Genomic DNA, 14,714 nt, shown 5'->3' on the forward strand with positions numbered 1-14,714 from the left:
TAGGCAATATCAGCCTGCCGCCTGGCGCAGCATCGGGCTGATCAATTTTTGCAAGAGCGCCAGCAGAGATTCATTACTGGTGTCGGACTTGATCAGTGCAGCCTCCACCCTTTGCGCCACCTCCTGACTGACAGCAACGCTGGACAACAAAACCACAGAAGCATTGCGGTTGCGTTCTGGCAGCCGGGCCAGCAATTCCGCTCCTGAGTTACCCTGTACATCCAAATCCAGCAATATCAGCGCAAAGGAATAATCGCTCAGTAAATCTTGCGCCTCCAGCAAGTTGCTGGCGTGCATGACTTTGAAGCTGCGTTGCAGCATCGCCTCCAGATCATGCTGCTTATCGGTGAGTTCTCCGACATACAGTATGTGCGGGATGCCGTGGATATCCCGCACTCTTTGCAGAGCCTGCAGCAAGCGCTCCTCAGAAAATGGTTTGCTGATCCAATCCAGCACGCCGAAAGCGCGTCCGCGCGCTTGTTGCGGCGCGTCGCCCGCATGTGCGGAAACGACGATCACCGCCAAATCATGTAATGCGGGTTGTTTGCGCACCCAGCCCAATAAAGACAAGCCGTCTTCCCCCGGCAAGGCCAAGTCCAGCGTCAGCGCCTGATAAGGATGGGCCAGCAACATGCGCCGGGCCTGAGCCGCATCGGATGCGATATCCGCCATAATCGCGGCCTGGCTCAGATACATGCTCAGCAAGCGCGCCACGTCGGGGTCATCTTCGCAGATCAACACCTGGGCATCCTGGGTGAACTGTGGCGGCGCAATGTTTACGCGCGGCAACTCAACCCAAAAGGTACTGCCCTGCCCGACCGTGCTTTGAAAGCCGATATTGCCGCGCAAACGTTCGACAATCGCCTTGGAAATATTCAAACCCAAGCCGGTCCCGCCTTTGCTGCGGGTGTCGGAAGAATCCGCCTGGGCGAATTTTTTGAAAATGCGCGCCTGGAATTCTTCTGGAATGCCATCCCCGCGATCCATGACGCTGATGCGCACCATATCATCCAGCGCTTCGAGCCTGAGACTGACCACGCCGCCAGCGGGTGAAAATTTAATCGCATTTGACAGTAAATTGAGCAACACCTGACTCAAACGGTCAGGATCGACGTTCACATGCACGTCATAAGGCGGCAGAGCTAATTCGACATGCACGCCATATTGCTGGGCATAGGCATGAATCCCGCCCATGGCCGCTTCGAGCAAGGGATTGATGGCATGCACATCGCAGCAAAAACGCATATTGCCGGATTCGATTTTTTCGATATCCAGAATGTCATTTATCAAGCGCACCAGACGTTCGCAATTGCTCTTGGCGATATCGAGCAGCGATTTGGCGCGCGTCGGAATTTCGCCAACCGCACCAGCCGCCAGCAAACCGATGGAACCCCTGATCGAGGTCAGCGGCGTGCGCAGTTCATGCGACACAGTGGAAATAAACTCATTTTTGAGGCTTTCAATCCGCTTGCGCTCCGTCAGGTCGTAGGCAATGCCCAGGTAACCGGTGACAGTGGGGCCGTCAAACAGTGCGGTGACGGATAATTGCACCGGCAAGGTGCTGCCATCTTTACGCCGGTAAATCCATTCCCGCTCATCCACCACGCCCTTGCGCGCCAACGCCACAAAGACATCAAAGCCGGGCCTGATTTCACCGCCTGTTTCTTGCGATAGCTGGGCGGCGCGGGCCTGCATTTCCGCCGCATCGTGTAAGATGGCCGGACTTTGCCCCATCATTTCAGTGGAACTGTAGCCGAGCATCTTTTGCGCACCCTGATTGAAAGTGACAATCGCGCCGTTTGTATCGGTGGAAATAATGGAGAAATTGCAGCCATTCAAAATCGCCTGGTGCAAGCGGCTGGTTTCAGACAGGCGCAGCTCACTGATGCGGAATTGCTCCAGCGCATCAGCCAAGGCCTGATTGGATAATTCGTTTTCAGCCCAGGCCGCCAAATCGGCCAGCGCGGCTTCATCCGCCGGACTGAATGGGCGCGCCTGATAATCAATCAGGCATAGAGTGCCGATATGAAAGCCGCGCGGACCGCGCAGCGGATAACCGGCGTAAAAGCGCAAATGCAAGTCGCCCGTCACCAGGGGATTGTCAGCAAAACGGTTATCGGCTGCGGCGTCGGTGACCACAAAGGCGTGCTTATCCAGAATCGCATGCCCGCAAAAGGAAATATTGCGCGGCGTCTCTTGCGCCGTCAGCCCTTGGCGGGATTTAAACCATTGGCGATTTGCATCGACCAGAGAGATCAATGCTGTGGGCACGCCGAACATGCGGCAGGCGGTGCGGGTGATGCGGTCGAAGCGCTCTTCGCTTGGCGTGTCAAGCACTGCCAAGCCGCACAGATCATGCAAGCGATCTTCTTCGTCCGGTGGTTTGATCGGCTCCAGCATAGAACTCAGTCTGTCCTTTCGCTCATGGCTTGTCAGCTACCGCCTGTCAGCAGCCGGTAAGGCCGCCTGACAGGGATAGATTAGCAGAAAGGCACAGTTGAGTGGCATAAGAATCTGCTTCTGTTGTCATTCTGTAAGCCCGAGGCCACAAATACCAGGACAGAGCAGACTGCTTTGGCGCTCAGCCCGTGCTTATTTGGTGCCAAACAAACGGTCGCCGGCATCGCCCAGGCCAGGCACGATGTATGCGTGCTCATTCAAGTGTGAATCAAGCGAAGCGCAATACACCCGCACCTGCGGATGCGCTTGCTGGAACACAGTCACGCCTTCGGGCGCCGCCACCAGGGCCAGGAACACGATTTGCGCCGGATCCACGCCGCGTTTGGTCAGCACATTCACCGCATGCACCGCCGAATTGCCGGTGGCCAGCATGGGGTCGCACAAAATAAAGGTGCGTTCCTGCAAATCCGGCAGGCGCACCAGGTATTCCACCGGTTGCAGGCTTTCCGGGTCGCGATACACGCCGATGTGACCGACGCGGGCGGAAGGAACCAGATCCAGCAAGCCATCACTCATGCCGATGCCTGCGCGCAACACCGGCACCACCGCCAATTTCTTGCCAGCGATCACCGGCGCCTCCATTTCCTGCAAAGGCGTTTGGATGGTGCGCGTGGTCAAGGGCAAATCGCGCGTGATTTCATAACCCATCAACAGCGTGATTTCGCGCAATAACTGGCGGAAAGTGCGGGTCGAGGTATCGCTGCTGCGCATGTGCGAGAGCTTATGCTGAATCAAAGGGTGATCGAGAATGAAGAGCTGGGGAAAACGCGGATCTTGTCTCATGGTAAGCCTGTATAGCAAGTAAAGTGAAAAAGGCGGCGCCGCCGTCCTTTGCATCGGCTGGCGATGGTAATCGATTTGCGCAGATTTGCGCAGATTTTTGTGTAGAGAATGCATGCAAAGCCGGATTTTCTGCGCTGTCGCGGTAAAACCACAAAATCCGCGCAGCATACGCCCCCGGTTGATATGCTGACGCCATACCGTATGCGCTGATCCTGGCGCGACACCCAGCAACCCGAATGGAAGATTATGATCGATCTGTATTCCTGGCCCACGCCGAACGGGCAGAAAATTCACATCATGTTGGAAGAATGCGGCTTGAATTATCAAGTCCAGCCGGTGAATATCTCGCAAAACGAACAGTTTGCGCCTGCATTTCTGGCGATTTCCCCTAACAACAAAATCCCCGCCATGGTCGATGCGGAAGGCCCGGACGGACGCCCGATTGCCCTGTTTGAATCCGGCGCCATCTTGCAATATCTGGCGGATAAATGTCAGCGTTTTGGCGGCGACACGCCGCGCCAGCGCTACAGCGTGCTGCAATGGCTGATGTTTCAAATGGGCGGCTTTGGCCCGATGCTGGGGCAAGCCCATCATTTCCGCAAATTTGCGCCGCAAGCACATCCTTACGCTATTACCCGCTACAGCGAAGAAGCGCAACGTCTGTACCGTGTGCTGAATACGCAACTGCAGCAGCAAAGCTATGTCGCCGCTGAAGAATACACGATTGCCGATATCGCCCTCTTCCCCTGGTGCCGGCGGCATGAATGGCAGGGCGTCGATCTGCGCGACTTTCCGCATGTGCTGCGCTGGTATGAAACGATTGAAGCGCGCCCGGCAGTGCAACGCGGCCTGCAAGTTTTGCAAAACCCGGTTTAAGGAGCTGTCATGCCCGCATTCCATTTTCTGCGCCAACTTTTTCTGTACGGCGTGCTGCTGCTGGCTGCCGGCTGCGGCGGCGGCGGCAGTGCGCCCGGCACAGTCAGCAACACCCCCGCGAATGGCTCTGGCGGCAATCCCGTCATCAGCATCGTGTTGCAGGATGGGCGCGGGCAAACCGCGAATGCGCTGGGCGTAGATGCGCCGCTGGACGCCATCGCCACCCTGCGCGACGGCAACGGCGCCGCCTTGCCAAACAGCCTGGTGGAATTCAGCATCAGCGGCTTGCTGGCCACCCTCAGTCCGCAGTCCGGCGTGGTGGCGACTGACGCGAATGGCCAGGCGCGCATCAAACTGAACATTAAAGACGCGCAAACCGCACAAACCCAGGCTGGCGCGGCGGACAATATCAAAGCCAGCGCCAGCGTGAATGGCAAAAGCGTGAGCGCCAGCGCGGTGTATCAGATCAGCGCGGCGCCGCCGAGTGCCGGCGGCTACAGCATCAGCTTGTGGCTGCGCGACAGTCTGGGTCAGACCAGCCGCGTCGCCAGTCCCGACAGCCCGCTGTCTGCGCAAGCCCTGGTGCTGGACGACAAACAACAGCCGGCGCCGAATGTGCTGGTGAGCTTTGCCAGCAACGCCACGCTTTCCGCCATCACGCCGGCCAGCGCAATCGCCGCCACCGACAGCAATGGCATCGCCAAAGTGACGCTGGCGCCGAAAGACGCCGCCACCGCGCAAGCCCAATCCGGCGCGGCGGACACCATCCGCGCCAGCGCCAGCGTAAATGGCAAAAATCTGAGCGCGCAAGCGATATATCAAATCGGCACAAGCGGCGGGAATGCCGCTTCGGCCAGCCTGAGTCTGCAATTGCAAGACAGCAATGGGCAAAGCGCCAACAGCTTGACGCCGGGCAAACCGCTGACCGCGCGCGCCACGCTGCTCGACGCCAAAGGGACGCCGATTCCAAACGCCCTGGTCAGCTTCGCCACCGCCGGCGCGCTGGCGCAATTGACGCCGGCCTCCGGCGCCACTCTGACCAATGCGCAAGGGGTGGCCAGCATCAATCTCAGTCCGAAAGATTTGGCTACCGCTTTAAGCCAGGCCGGCAGCGCCGACAGCCTCAAAGCCGTGGCCACAGTGGGCAGCAATCCCCTGCTGGCCAGCGCCAACTTCCAGCTCGGCGCAAGCGGCGTCACCCTCAGCCTGGTGGCCCCGGCCTCAGGCGCGCAAGCCCTGAACGCCTACGATACCGCGCAAATCAAGGTCGATGTGCTGGTCAACGGCAGTCCCTACACCGCCGACCCGGTGACGGTGAATTTCAGCTCAGCCTGCGCCTTGAGCGGACGCGCCAATCTGCCCGCCAGCGCCAGCACCGCGAATGGCCGCGCGCAAGTGGTGTATGCAGACGCCGGCTGCGCCGCCAGCGATACGGTGACGGCCTCCTTTCCTGGCGCGCCAAGCGTCAGCGCGACGCTGAACGTGGCCAGCCCGCAAGCCGCCTCCCTCTCCTTTGTCGCCGCCAGCCCGAGCGATCAGGCGATTGTGATCAAAGGCGCCGGCGGCATCGGGCGCAGCGAGACCGCAACCCTGACCTTTATCGCCTTGGACACTGCCGGCAAACCGCTGCCGAATCAATTGATCAATTTCAGCGTCAATGCCGGCCAGCCGGTAACGCTGCAAACTGCCAGCGCCAGCACCGATGCGAATGGCAAAGTAAGCGCCAGCGTCAGTTCCGGCACGCAAGCCACCACCTTCCGCGTGATCGCCGCATTTGCCGGCAATCCCTCGATTTCCACCATTTCCGGCAATATCACGGTCAGCAATGGGGTACCGACGCAAAGCGCCTTCTCGCTCTCCACCGCATCCTCAAATATTGAAGGCTGGAGCATAGACAATACCCAAACCAGCATCACCGCCCTGCTGGCTGACGCTTCCGGCAATCCGGTGGTGGATGGCACGCCGATTGTGTTTCAAACCGACAGCGGCGCGGTGGGCAGCTCCAGCAATGGCGGTTGCAATACCAGCAACGGCGCCTGCAGTGTGACTTTGCGCAGCCAAAATCCGCGCTATGGCAGTGGCAACACTGCCGGCAAGCGTCCGGGGTTGGCCACCATCAGCGCCAGCTCCACCACCGCCAGCGTGAATATCAGCGCGCAAACCGGGGTGTTTTTCTCCGGCAGCAGCGCGAGATACCTGTATCCCTATGGCGGCAACAGCGCCTATTCTGCAGTCGGCAATACGCTCTCCACCAGCGCTTGCGGCGTGTATGCGCTGGTAGTGGAAGTGAATGATGAAAATTACAATCCGATGCCAGCCGGCAGCAAGCTCAGTCTGGTGAATGTGAGTCCGGAATTATCGCCGGGGGTGATTGTGCCGGCTGTGGTGCCAGAGGTGTTTCCGCATGATGCGAACGGCAACAAAACCCTGACGGTGGCCAATCTGGCCACACGCCAAGGTTCGGTGCACACCATACCAATCACCCTGCCCAGCAGCTGCACCGCTGGCGGCGGCGCACTGCGCAGCGCCAGCTTCAGTCTGCAGATTGTCAGCCCGTCAGGCTTAGCGACGGTCTATCCTTTCACCCTGACTTATCCAGGGAGTTAAGGCCGGCTTACAGAATGCTGCAAGCCTGCTCAAAACTTAAGCGTGGCGAACGCGGGAACAGTTTTTCCGCGTCGCCATAGCCCAGATTGCAGACGAAATTGGCTTTGATTTGCGTATCGGCAAAGAAGGTCTGATTCACTTTGTCCGCATCAAAGCCGGACATCGGGCCGCAATCCAAACCCAAAGCGCGCGCCGCCATGATGAAATAACCACCCTGCAGCGAAGAATTGCGGAAAGCCGTGGCTTGAATCAACTCATGATTATCGGCAAACCAGGAACGCGCATCCGCATGCGGAAACAATTGCGGCAGCTGGTCATAAAACGCCATATCCATGCCGATGATAGCGGTCACCGGCGCAGTACGGGTCTTATCCAGATTGCCGGGCGACATGCAGGCCAACAGCTTTTCCTTTTGCGCCGGCGATTTGACAAACACGATACGCGCCGGCGAACAATTGGCCGAGGTCGGCCCCCATTTCATCAATTCATACAATTGCTGCAACAGGCTGTCAGGCACTTCGCGCGCCTGCCATGCATTGTGGGTGCGCGCTGCGCTGAACAATTGATCCAAGCTCACAGTATCAGACATAGTTTTTCCAGAAAAGAGAGAGAAGCGCAGACTGGCAAGCTGCGCACAAAGCGCGATGCGGCGGCGCAAGCTACAATGCCGGTTTTTCCAAACACAGGCCGGCCATGCTGTTTACACCTTCGCAACACGATGTCAGACGTTTCTTTTGCGATACCTACCGCAAACATGAAAACGGCGAGATTTTAACCCCATTGGAAACAATTGCCAGAGATTGGATTGTGCAACATCCGGAATATCTGGACTTGCTGGCCGATGTCGAAGCCGCCCTGGTGGCCGATTTCAGCATCGAAAAAGGACAAAGCAATCCTTTTCTGCATCTGTCTATGCATTTGTCGATCAGCGAGCAGATCAGCATCGACCAGCCGCCGGGGGTGCGTGAGGCATTTTTGCAACTCGCCACAAAGCACGGCGACGCCCATGCGGCGCAGCATGACATTATGGAAGCATTGGGGGAAATGTTGTGGGCATCGCAACGCAGCGGCCTGCCGCCGGATGGCATGGCCTATCTGGACAACATCCGCCGCCGCGCGCGCGGCTGAGTTTGGCGCAGACAAGAAAAAAGCCGCACCGGGCGGCTTTTTTGCAATAGGAATACAGCTTATTTGCGCAACACCAGCGGGCCTGGCAGGCTGTGCAGATAGGCGGAAATATCCTTGATATCCTTGGTCGAGAGCGTTTTGGCCTGACCGCTCATGATCGCATTCGCGCGACCATTCGCGCCGTCGCCGCGCTTGTACGCTTTCAAAGCATGTTCCAGATAATCCGCATGTTGCCCGGCCAGCTTGGGGTAGCTCGGATCGATCGGCGATGCATAATCCTTGCCGTGGCAGGAAGCGCAATTGAGTTTTTCGGCCAAGACTTTGCCAGCCTCGACATTGCCGCCAGCGAAAGAAGGCAGCGCGCATGCAGCCAGAAGGGCTGCCAGCAATGCATGTTTCATATTCAACTTCCTTTATTTTTGCTCGGCGTAATATGCCGCCACATCGGCGATATCCTGGTCTGACAGCCCCTCAGCAATGCCGCGCATGGAAGGGTGTTTGCGCTCACCTTTGCGATACGCCTTCAGCGCGCTTTCCAGATACTTGGCGGACTGACCACCCAGCATAGGCACTTGGTAAACTTCGGGGAAGGTGGCCTTGTAGCCAGGAATGCCATGGCAGCCGATACACATGGCAACCTTATTGGCTGCCGCCTTGGCATCGCCCTTGACCTCTGCCGCGAGGGCAAGGTTGGCAATACCCGCCAGCGCGAGAAGTGCAAAAATCTTTTTCATGTCAGTCAGAAAATAAATCAAGCAAGGAAACTGCCGTGGCAGATGGAGTTCACACCGGCGCAGCGCTAAAAACCGGCTGACGGGACACAAGCCGGGACATCCGTCCACAGCAACCCGCCGGATGCGCCGCAAACCGGCAAGGCGGCGCACAAAGCGCGATTCTACCGTAAGAAAATGTAAGCGTCCACCGCTGCGCGTAAAGCGCATGCCGCCCCGCCCCCTCATCCTGCGCGGCGTATCTGACTTATACTGGTGTTTTTCCAGTACATCAGGGAATTTGTCCATGCAAGCCACACCTCCCCGCTTTGAAGGCAGCAGCGCCTACGTCGCCACGCCCGACTTGAAAATGGCGGTCAATGCTGCCCTCACCCTGCAGCGCCCTCTTCTGCTCAAAGGCGAACCCGGCACCGGCAAAACCATGCTGGCCGAAGAAGTCGCCGCCGCGCTGAATATGCCGCTGCTGCAATGGCATATCAAATCCACCACCAAGGCGCAGCAAGGCTTGTATGAATATGATGCGGTGTCGCGCCTGCGCGATTCGCAACTGGGCGATGAACGGGTGCGCGACATCCGCAACTACATCGTACAAGGCGTACTGTGGCAAGCCTTCACCGCAGAACAACCCTGCGTGCTCTTGATTGATGAAATCGATAAAGCCGACATCGAATTCCCGAATGATTTATTGCGCGAACTCGACCGCATGGAATTCTATGTGTATGAAACGCGCGAAATGGTGCGCGCCAAGCACCGCCCGCTGGTCATCATCACCTCGAATAATGAAAAAGAATTGCCGGACGCCTTTTTGCGCCGCTGCTTTTTCCATTACATCAAGTTCCCCGACAAAGAAACCATGCAGCAAATCGTCGATGTGCATTTCCCACATCTGAAAAAAGATTTGCTGTCGCAAGCGCTGCAAAGTTTTTATGAAATGCGCGATGTGCCCGGCTTGAAGAAAAAACCGTCCACTTCGGAACTGCTGGACTGGTTGAAATTGCTGCTGGCCGAAGATATCCCGCCGGAAGCCTTGCGCAGCAAAGACAATAAGCAAGTGATTCCGCCGCTCCATGGCGCCCTCTTGAAAAACGAACAGGATGTGCATCTGTTCGAGCGCATCCTGTTTATGGCGCGCGCCAATCGCTAGGGGTGCGTCATGGACAGCTTAAACCGCTTCCTGACTCCGGTCACACTTGAAGGCGAACAAGTACGTCTCTTGCCCCTGGCCCCACAGCACGCCGCCGGATTAGCCCAAGCCAGCAGCGATGGCCGGCTGTGGGAATTGTGGTACACCTCCGTGCCGCACCCGGATCGCATGGCGCAGGAAATCGACTGGCGCTTAAATGAACACCGTGAGCAGCGCATGCTGCCGTTCGCGCTGCAACGCAAAGATAATGGCGCGCTGTGCGGCATGAGCACTTATCTGCACTTGGAGCCGCGCCACCGCCGCCTGGAAATCGGCGCCACCTGGCTGGCCAAAAGCGCGCAGGGCAGCGGCATCAATACCGAAGCCAAATTTCTGCTGTTGCAACATGCATTTGAGCAACTCGACTGCATTGGCGTCGAACTGCGCACCCATTTCATGAACCATCAATCGCGCGCCGCGATTGAACGGCTGGGCGCCAAGCTGGACGGGGTGTTGCGCAGCGCGCAAATCATGCCGGATGGCACACGCCGCGACACTGTGGTGTACTCGATTCTCGACTATGAATGGCCGACAGTGCGCCAGCATTTGCGCTTTAAACTCATGCGCCGTGCACAAAGCGGCGATGCGGCAGGAGCGCAGCCATGCTGATCGACTTCTTTTTCACCCTCAAAAGCGCCAAGCTGCCGGTTTCGATCAAAGAATTTTTGATGTTACTGGAAGCGCTGGAAAAGCAAGTCATCATCCCCTCGATTGATGAGTTTTATTTTCTCTCGCGCATGTGCCTGGTCAAAGACGAAACGCATTTCGACAAATTTGATCAAGCTTTCGGACTGTATTTCAAAGGCGTGCAACAAATCAACGCGCTGCAGCCGGACGTCGCGCTGGACTGGCTGATCAAGCGCTTTGAGCGTGAATTATCCGCCGAAGAAAAAGCCAAAATCGAAAAATTCGGCTATGACAAATTGATGGAGCGCTTAGCCGAATTATTAAAAGAGCAAAAAGAGCGGCACGAGGGCGGCAACCGCTGGATAGGCACGGGCGGCACATCGCCGTTTGGCAATGGCGGCTACAACCCGGAAGGCATGCGCATTGGCGGTCAGGGTGGTCAGCGCAAAGCGGTGAAAGTATGGGAAGCGCGCGCCTATCGCGATTATGACGACCAGCGCGAACTGGGCACGCGCAATATCAAAGTCGCCCTGCGCCGGCTGCGCCGCTTTGCGCGTCAAGGCGCGGCGGAAGAATTGGCGCTGGACGACACCATCCGCGCCACCGCCGAAAACGCCGGCTGGCTGGATTTGCAAATGCGTCCCGAGCGGCGCAACAACATCAAAGTCTTGATGCTGTACGACGTCGGCGGCTCGATGGATGACCATATTCAGCGCGTGGAAGAATTATTTTCCGCCGCCAAAACCGAATTCAAGAATATGGAGTTTTATTACTTCCATAACTGCGTGTACGACTTCCTGTGGAAAAACAACCGCCGCCGCCAATCCGAGCGTTTTCAAACCTGGGACATCTTGCATAAATACAATCCCGACACCAAAGTGATTTTTGTCGGCGACGCCACCATGAGTCCATATGAAGTGATGCAGCCGGGCGGCTCGGTGGAATACAACAACCCGGAAGCCGGCGCAGTCTGGTTGCAGCGTTTCACCAGCACCTTTCAGCGCTTCGCCTGGCTCAACCCCGAACCGGAAGGGGTATGGCCCTATCGCCAATCAATCGCCATCATCCGGCAATTGATGAATGAGCGCATGTACCCGCTGACCATGGAGGGTTTGGAAAGAGCGATGGCGGCTTTATCGAAATAAAAACAGCAGACGCTCCGGCGCGACAAGCTCCATCGCCATCGCAAAAACGCCAGCCGGATCGCGCCGCCCGCCATATCGCGCTTACCACAAGCTGCACCCCAACGCCGCCAAATACAGCAGGCTGGCCAGGGCAATGCCGCGCAAAGGAATCTTGAACCAGTAAAGTCGCGCCAGGCAAAGCCAGCTCAGCAGACAGACCACACCCAGCAGACGCAAAAACCAGGAAGACAGCCACAACCCAGGGGACACAACGGCCAACCACAAATAAAGCGCGGCAAATAGAAGCGCGCCCAGACTGTGACTGTGATTGAAACCCACCCAAGCACGCCACATGCTGGTGGCGCGCGCAACCTGTGGCGGGGTGGCGCGCATAGCTTGCAGCACTGCGGGGTCACGCGGTTCAAATGCCCGGCCGCGCAGGGTGAGCCAAAGATGCAGCGCGCCCAGCAGGCCAATAATGGCGGCAGCGCCAGCCATGAGCAAAATCGCAAACGATGAGAGGGACATAATATGCAAGCATAATGGCAAAACCCTATTCTACGCGATGCCATCTGCTTATTACGCAAGTCCTCCTGGCAAGCCACCGCACAAGTGCTAAGATAAATTGCCTTACCCAAGCTCCATTCAGTCAGTCCCGTATTCCGCAGCACCGCATTCCCATCTGTTGCAGGCGACACCGCACGCAGCACCGCATTTTGAGAGCAGACGCGCCGCCACACGGCGCCATCATGAAAGGGAGAGATCATGCGCAAGAACAAGGATTGGATGCAATATCTGGCGCTGCTGGCAGCCGGCATCAGCATGCCGGCGCTGGCGGCCACGCCGACGCCCACCCCAACGCCCACACCCGCGCCAACGCCATCTGCTGTGTGCAGCAGCAATAATCTGGTGTGCGGTCAGGAATTGGCGAATCCGCCGGAATACGCCGGCAATCCGCCCCCGCCCCCGGCCCCGGCGCCTGGCGGCGGCAAGAAAAAACGCGCGCTCGCCAGCGCCGCGCCCAGTCCGACGCCCAGTCCAACGCCCAGTCCGCCGCCCGGCCTGACCTTCAGCCAGGGGACAGTGCAAATGCCAGGTTTCGCGAATGGCGCGAAGAGTATGACGGTGAGTGTGAATACGCGCTATTTCAGCAATACCGGCAACGCTTTGCTGGCCGGCCCCACCATGCGCGTCAGCCCGGGTCAGCCGCTGCCGATTTTTTTGAATAATCAATTGCATTACACCAAGGGCGATGATCCGGCCAACCACCATGTGCCGATGGGCAAAATGCCGATTGCCGACACCACGCCGCATGGTTTTAATATTTTGAATATGCACACGCATGGCTTGCATGTCAGTCCGCGCGGCTATTCGGATAATGTGTTGCTGAATCTGTTCCCGCAAAAATCGCCGCCGGGGACAGTCAAAGCCTGCCAGCAGCAGCTCGCCGGGGATCCGATTGTGCAAACCGATTGCCAGCAAGGCTCCTGGCCGATGAAGGTCACGCTGCCAGCCAAACATCCTTCCGGCACATACTGGTATCACACGCATAAACATGGCGCGGTGGCGCTGCACTTGGCCAGCGGCTTGTCCGGCGCGCTGATTGTGCAGGACTCCCAGCGCGGCCTGGAAAGCTTGCCGCAAGTCGGCCCGCTGGTCGGCAGCAGCAATGAAAAAATCATGCTCTTGCAGCAAATCGCCTTTGGCCCGCCGCCAGCGCCAACGCCGTCTCCGACGCCAACGCCAACGCCAACGCCGACACCGACACCGACATCGACGCCAACCCCGGCCCCGGATAATTGCGCCACGCCCACCGCGCCGCCCGGCCCGTCGCCTGCGCCAAGCCCATTCCCGACACCGGCAGGAACACAATATGTGAATTGCTGGGGGGTGTATGCCCACCCGATTTCCTGTCAGTATGATGGCCCGCAAGTGCAAGCGACGAATACGCAGTTCTCGGTAAACGGCCAGTTCAATCCAGTGATCACCATGCAAACCGGTCAGCCGCAGCTCTGGCGCATGGTCAACACCACGCCGGCGGCGGTGATGCCGGTTTGTCTGATTCCCATTGTCAATTCCGCCAGCGCCATCGCCAGCGCGCCGCCTGCGCCGGGCTTGTATGTGCTGGCGGCGGATGGCAATCCTGTGCAAATTCCAAATAGCAATCACCCCACCCCGTTTAAATTGGAAAAGCCGGTATTTAATGTCGCGCAAGAGCTGCACGGTCTGGCGAATAATGAATTTCAATTTCTGGCGCCGGGGCAGCGTTTGGATTTGATGGTGCTGCCCAGCCAGCCCGGCCTGTTTGTGTTGTGGAGCGCGCAGCAAGCCACGCAAATGGATCAACTCTGTCCCGCCAGCCTGAACAGCAGCCAGTTGGGGGCGGCGCAAAACAATGTGGTGGCGTTTGTGAATGTGCAGGGGGCCGCGCTCACTCCGCCGCTGAGCAAGCTGCCGACGCAGAAGCAATTGAATGCCTTGTACACCCCGGCTCCGGTGGTGGGACAGGCAGACACCCCGACCGCGCCAACCCAGGGGGTGGTGTTCGGCTTCACCAATGTTTCATATACGCCGGATAAGAAAAGCTGTGCAGCCTCTTCCCGCATCGGCGGCGCTTCGGTGATCAATGGCCGCCCTTTTTATGAGGGACGGGTGCAGCGCCGCTTGCAACTGGGACAGGCGGATATGTGGGGCGTACAAAGCGCGGTGGATACGCATATGTTCCATATCCACACCAATCCCTTCCAATTGGTGACGCGCGGCAATCTGGCTTATCCCTTCCCGATCTGGCGCGATACGGCTTTGATCAATTGCGCGCCGGCGGCGCAAAGCGGCGGCTGCGCCTTCCCGGCGGGCTTGACCTCGCAATTCATGTATAACAATGGTCAGCCGAATGCGGCCTACGGGGAAATTCTGCAATTTGTCAGCCGCGCCGTGGATTTCACCGGGCCGATGGTGATGCATTGCCATAACACCGAGCACGAGGATAACGGCATGATGGAATTGGTGGAAATTGTCAATCCGCCGCAGACCGGCAAAGCGCAGAAATCCGGCAAAACCGGTGCAAAGCAGTCACCGGGCAAAGCTGGCGCCAGTCCGGCAGCCGGACAGCCAGGCCAAGCGCATAAGCATTGATCAGCATCAACACAGGTGCGGCGTGTTTCGATCAGCGCCGCAGCTGTGTTATGTTGCCCA

Annotated in this window: 13 protein-coding genes; 7 read left to right on the top strand and 6 right to left on the bottom strand. The window is 58.1% G+C overall.

What is annotated here, in order from left to right:
- Nucleotides 1-9 precede the first annotated feature (9 nt).
- Nucleotides 10-2,400 carry an ATP-binding protein gene (locus V8J88_RS14885; RefSeq protein ID WP_338844964.1) on the bottom strand — a complete coding sequence of 797 codons (2,391 nt, stop codon included), beginning with the start codon at nucleotides 2,398-2,400 and terminating at the stop codon, nucleotides 10-12.
- Between the two features lie 192 nt (nucleotides 2,401-2,592).
- Nucleotides 2,593-3,243, bottom strand: coding sequence for a uracil phosphoribosyltransferase (gene upp, locus V8J88_RS14890; RefSeq protein WP_338844965.1), 651 nt, complete (start codon nucleotides 3,241-3,243; stop codon nucleotides 2,593-2,595).
- 246 nt (nucleotides 3,244-3,489) lie between these two features.
- Here upp and V8J88_RS14895 point away from each other — a divergent pair, with 246 nt between their 5' ends.
- Both V8J88_RS14895 and V8J88_RS14900 read left to right on the top strand, forming a co-directional pair.
- Nucleotides 3,490-4,119 (top strand): glutathione binding-like protein, encoded by a 630-nt coding sequence (locus tag V8J88_RS14895; protein ID WP_338844966.1) that lies wholly within the window; start codon nucleotides 3,490-3,492, stop codon nucleotides 4,117-4,119.
- Nucleotides 4,120-4,128: 9 nt separating this feature from the next.
- On the top strand, nucleotides 4,129-6,726 hold the full coding sequence (locus V8J88_RS14900; protein ID WP_338844968.1) for an Ig-like domain-containing protein: 2,598 nt from the start codon (nucleotides 4,129-4,131) through the stop codon (nucleotides 6,724-6,726).
- A gap of 7 nt (nucleotides 6,727-6,733) precedes the next feature.
- Here the strand turns inward: V8J88_RS14900 and V8J88_RS14905 are convergent, their stop codons facing one another.
- Nucleotides 6,734-7,315 carry a malonic semialdehyde reductase gene (locus tag V8J88_RS14905; RefSeq protein ID WP_338844969.1) on the bottom strand — a complete coding sequence of 194 codons (582 nt, stop codon included), beginning with the start codon at nucleotides 7,313-7,315 and terminating at the stop codon, nucleotides 6,734-6,736.
- Nucleotides 7,316-7,422: 107 nt separating this feature from the next.
- Here V8J88_RS14905 and V8J88_RS14910 point away from each other — a divergent pair, with 107 nt between their 5' ends.
- Nucleotides 7,423-7,854 (top strand): DUF1841 family protein, encoded by a 432-nt coding sequence (locus V8J88_RS14910; protein ID WP_338849893.1) that lies wholly within the window; start codon nucleotides 7,423-7,425, stop codon nucleotides 7,852-7,854.
- A gap of 59 nt (nucleotides 7,855-7,913) precedes the next feature.
- Here V8J88_RS14910 and V8J88_RS14915 read toward each other — a convergent pair whose 3' ends face one another.
- Nucleotides 7,914-8,255, bottom strand: coding sequence for a cytochrome c (locus V8J88_RS14915; protein ID WP_338844970.1), 342 nt, complete (start codon nucleotides 8,253-8,255; stop codon nucleotides 7,914-7,916).
- Nucleotides 8,256-8,267: 12 nt separating this feature from the next.
- Nucleotides 8,268-8,588: a cytochrome c gene (locus V8J88_RS14920; protein ID WP_338849894.1), complete on the bottom strand. Its 321-nt coding sequence runs from the start codon at nucleotides 8,586-8,588 to the stop codon at nucleotides 8,268-8,270.
- Between the two features lie 283 nt (nucleotides 8,589-8,871).
- On the opposite strand from V8J88_RS14920, the gene V8J88_RS14925 reads away from it, so the two are divergent.
- Genes V8J88_RS14925 through V8J88_RS14935 form a run of 3 tightly spaced genes read left to right on the top strand, consistent with a single transcriptional unit; the run spans nucleotide 8,872 to nucleotide 11,540 of the window.
- Nucleotides 8,872-9,729, top strand: a complete 858-nt coding sequence (locus V8J88_RS14925; protein ID WP_338844971.1) for a MoxR family ATPase — start codon at nucleotides 8,872-8,874, stop codon at nucleotides 9,727-9,729.
- 9 nt (nucleotides 9,730-9,738) lie between these two features.
- On the top strand, nucleotides 9,739-10,377 hold the full coding sequence (locus V8J88_RS14930; RefSeq protein WP_338844972.1) for a GNAT family protein: 639 nt from the start codon (nucleotides 9,739-9,741) through the stop codon (nucleotides 10,375-10,377).
- The gene (locus tag V8J88_RS14935; protein ID WP_338844973.1) at nucleotides 10,371-11,540 is read left to right on the top strand and encodes a VWA domain-containing protein; all 1,170 of its coding nucleotides are present in this window, start codon (nucleotides 10,371-10,373) and stop codon (nucleotides 11,538-11,540) included. The genes V8J88_RS14930 and V8J88_RS14935 overlap by 7 nt, the downstream gene beginning before the upstream one ends.
- 81 nt (nucleotides 11,541-11,621) lie before the next feature.
- On the opposite strand, the gene V8J88_RS14940 is transcribed toward V8J88_RS14935, so the two are convergent.
- Nucleotides 11,622-12,047 carry a hypothetical protein gene (locus tag V8J88_RS14940; protein WP_338844974.1) on the bottom strand — a complete coding sequence of 142 codons (426 nt, stop codon included), beginning with the start codon at nucleotides 12,045-12,047 and terminating at the stop codon, nucleotides 11,622-11,624.
- Between the two features lie 237 nt (nucleotides 12,048-12,284).
- Here V8J88_RS14940 and V8J88_RS14945 point away from each other — a divergent pair, with 237 nt between their 5' ends.
- Nucleotides 12,285-14,654: a multicopper oxidase domain-containing protein gene (locus V8J88_RS14945; RefSeq protein WP_338844976.1), complete on the top strand. Its 2,370-nt coding sequence runs from the start codon at nucleotides 12,285-12,287 to the stop codon at nucleotides 14,652-14,654.
- Nucleotides 14,655-14,714 lie beyond the last annotated feature (60 nt).

This window comes from Massilia sp. W12 (genome assembly GCF_037300705.1).
Lineage (GTDB): Bacteria > Pseudomonadota > Gammaproteobacteria > Burkholderiales > Burkholderiaceae_D > JACPVY01.

Coding starts and splice junctions, on each gene's coding strand:
- V8J88_RS14885 (WP_338844964.1), bottom strand. CDS start 2,400: ATGCTGGAGCCGATCAAACCACCGGACGAAGAAGATCGCTTGCATGAT.
- upp (WP_338844965.1), bottom strand. CDS start 3,243: ATGAGACAAGATCCGCGTTTTCCCCAGCTCTTCATTCTCGATCACCCT.
- V8J88_RS14895 (WP_338844966.1), top strand. CDS start 3,490: ATGATCGATCTGTATTCCTGGCCCACGCCGAACGGGCAGAAAATTCAC.
- V8J88_RS14900 (WP_338844968.1), top strand. CDS start 4,129: ATGCCCGCATTCCATTTTCTGCGCCAACTTTTTCTGTACGGCGTGCTG.
- V8J88_RS14905 (WP_338844969.1), bottom strand. CDS start 7,315: ATGTCTGATACTGTGAGCTTGGATCAATTGTTCAGCGCAGCGCGCACC.
- V8J88_RS14915 (WP_338844970.1), bottom strand. CDS start 8,255: ATGAAACATGCATTGCTGGCAGCCCTTCTGGCTGCATGCGCGCTGCCT.
- V8J88_RS14920 (WP_338849894.1), bottom strand. CDS start 8,588: ATGAAAAAGATTTTTGCACTTCTCGCGCTGGCGGGTATTGCCAACCTT.
- V8J88_RS14925 (WP_338844971.1), top strand. CDS start 8,872: ATGCAAGCCACACCTCCCCGCTTTGAAGGCAGCAGCGCCTACGTCGCC.
- V8J88_RS14930 (WP_338844972.1), top strand. CDS start 9,739: ATGGACAGCTTAAACCGCTTCCTGACTCCGGTCACACTTGAAGGCGAA.
- V8J88_RS14935 (WP_338844973.1), top strand. CDS start 10,371: ATGCTGATCGACTTCTTTTTCACCCTCAAAAGCGCCAAGCTGCCGGTT.
- V8J88_RS14940 (WP_338844974.1), bottom strand. CDS start 12,047: ATGTCCCTCTCATCGTTTGCGATTTTGCTCATGGCTGGCGCTGCCGCC.
- V8J88_RS14945 (WP_338844976.1), top strand. CDS start 12,285: ATGCGCAAGAACAAGGATTGGATGCAATATCTGGCGCTGCTGGCAGCC.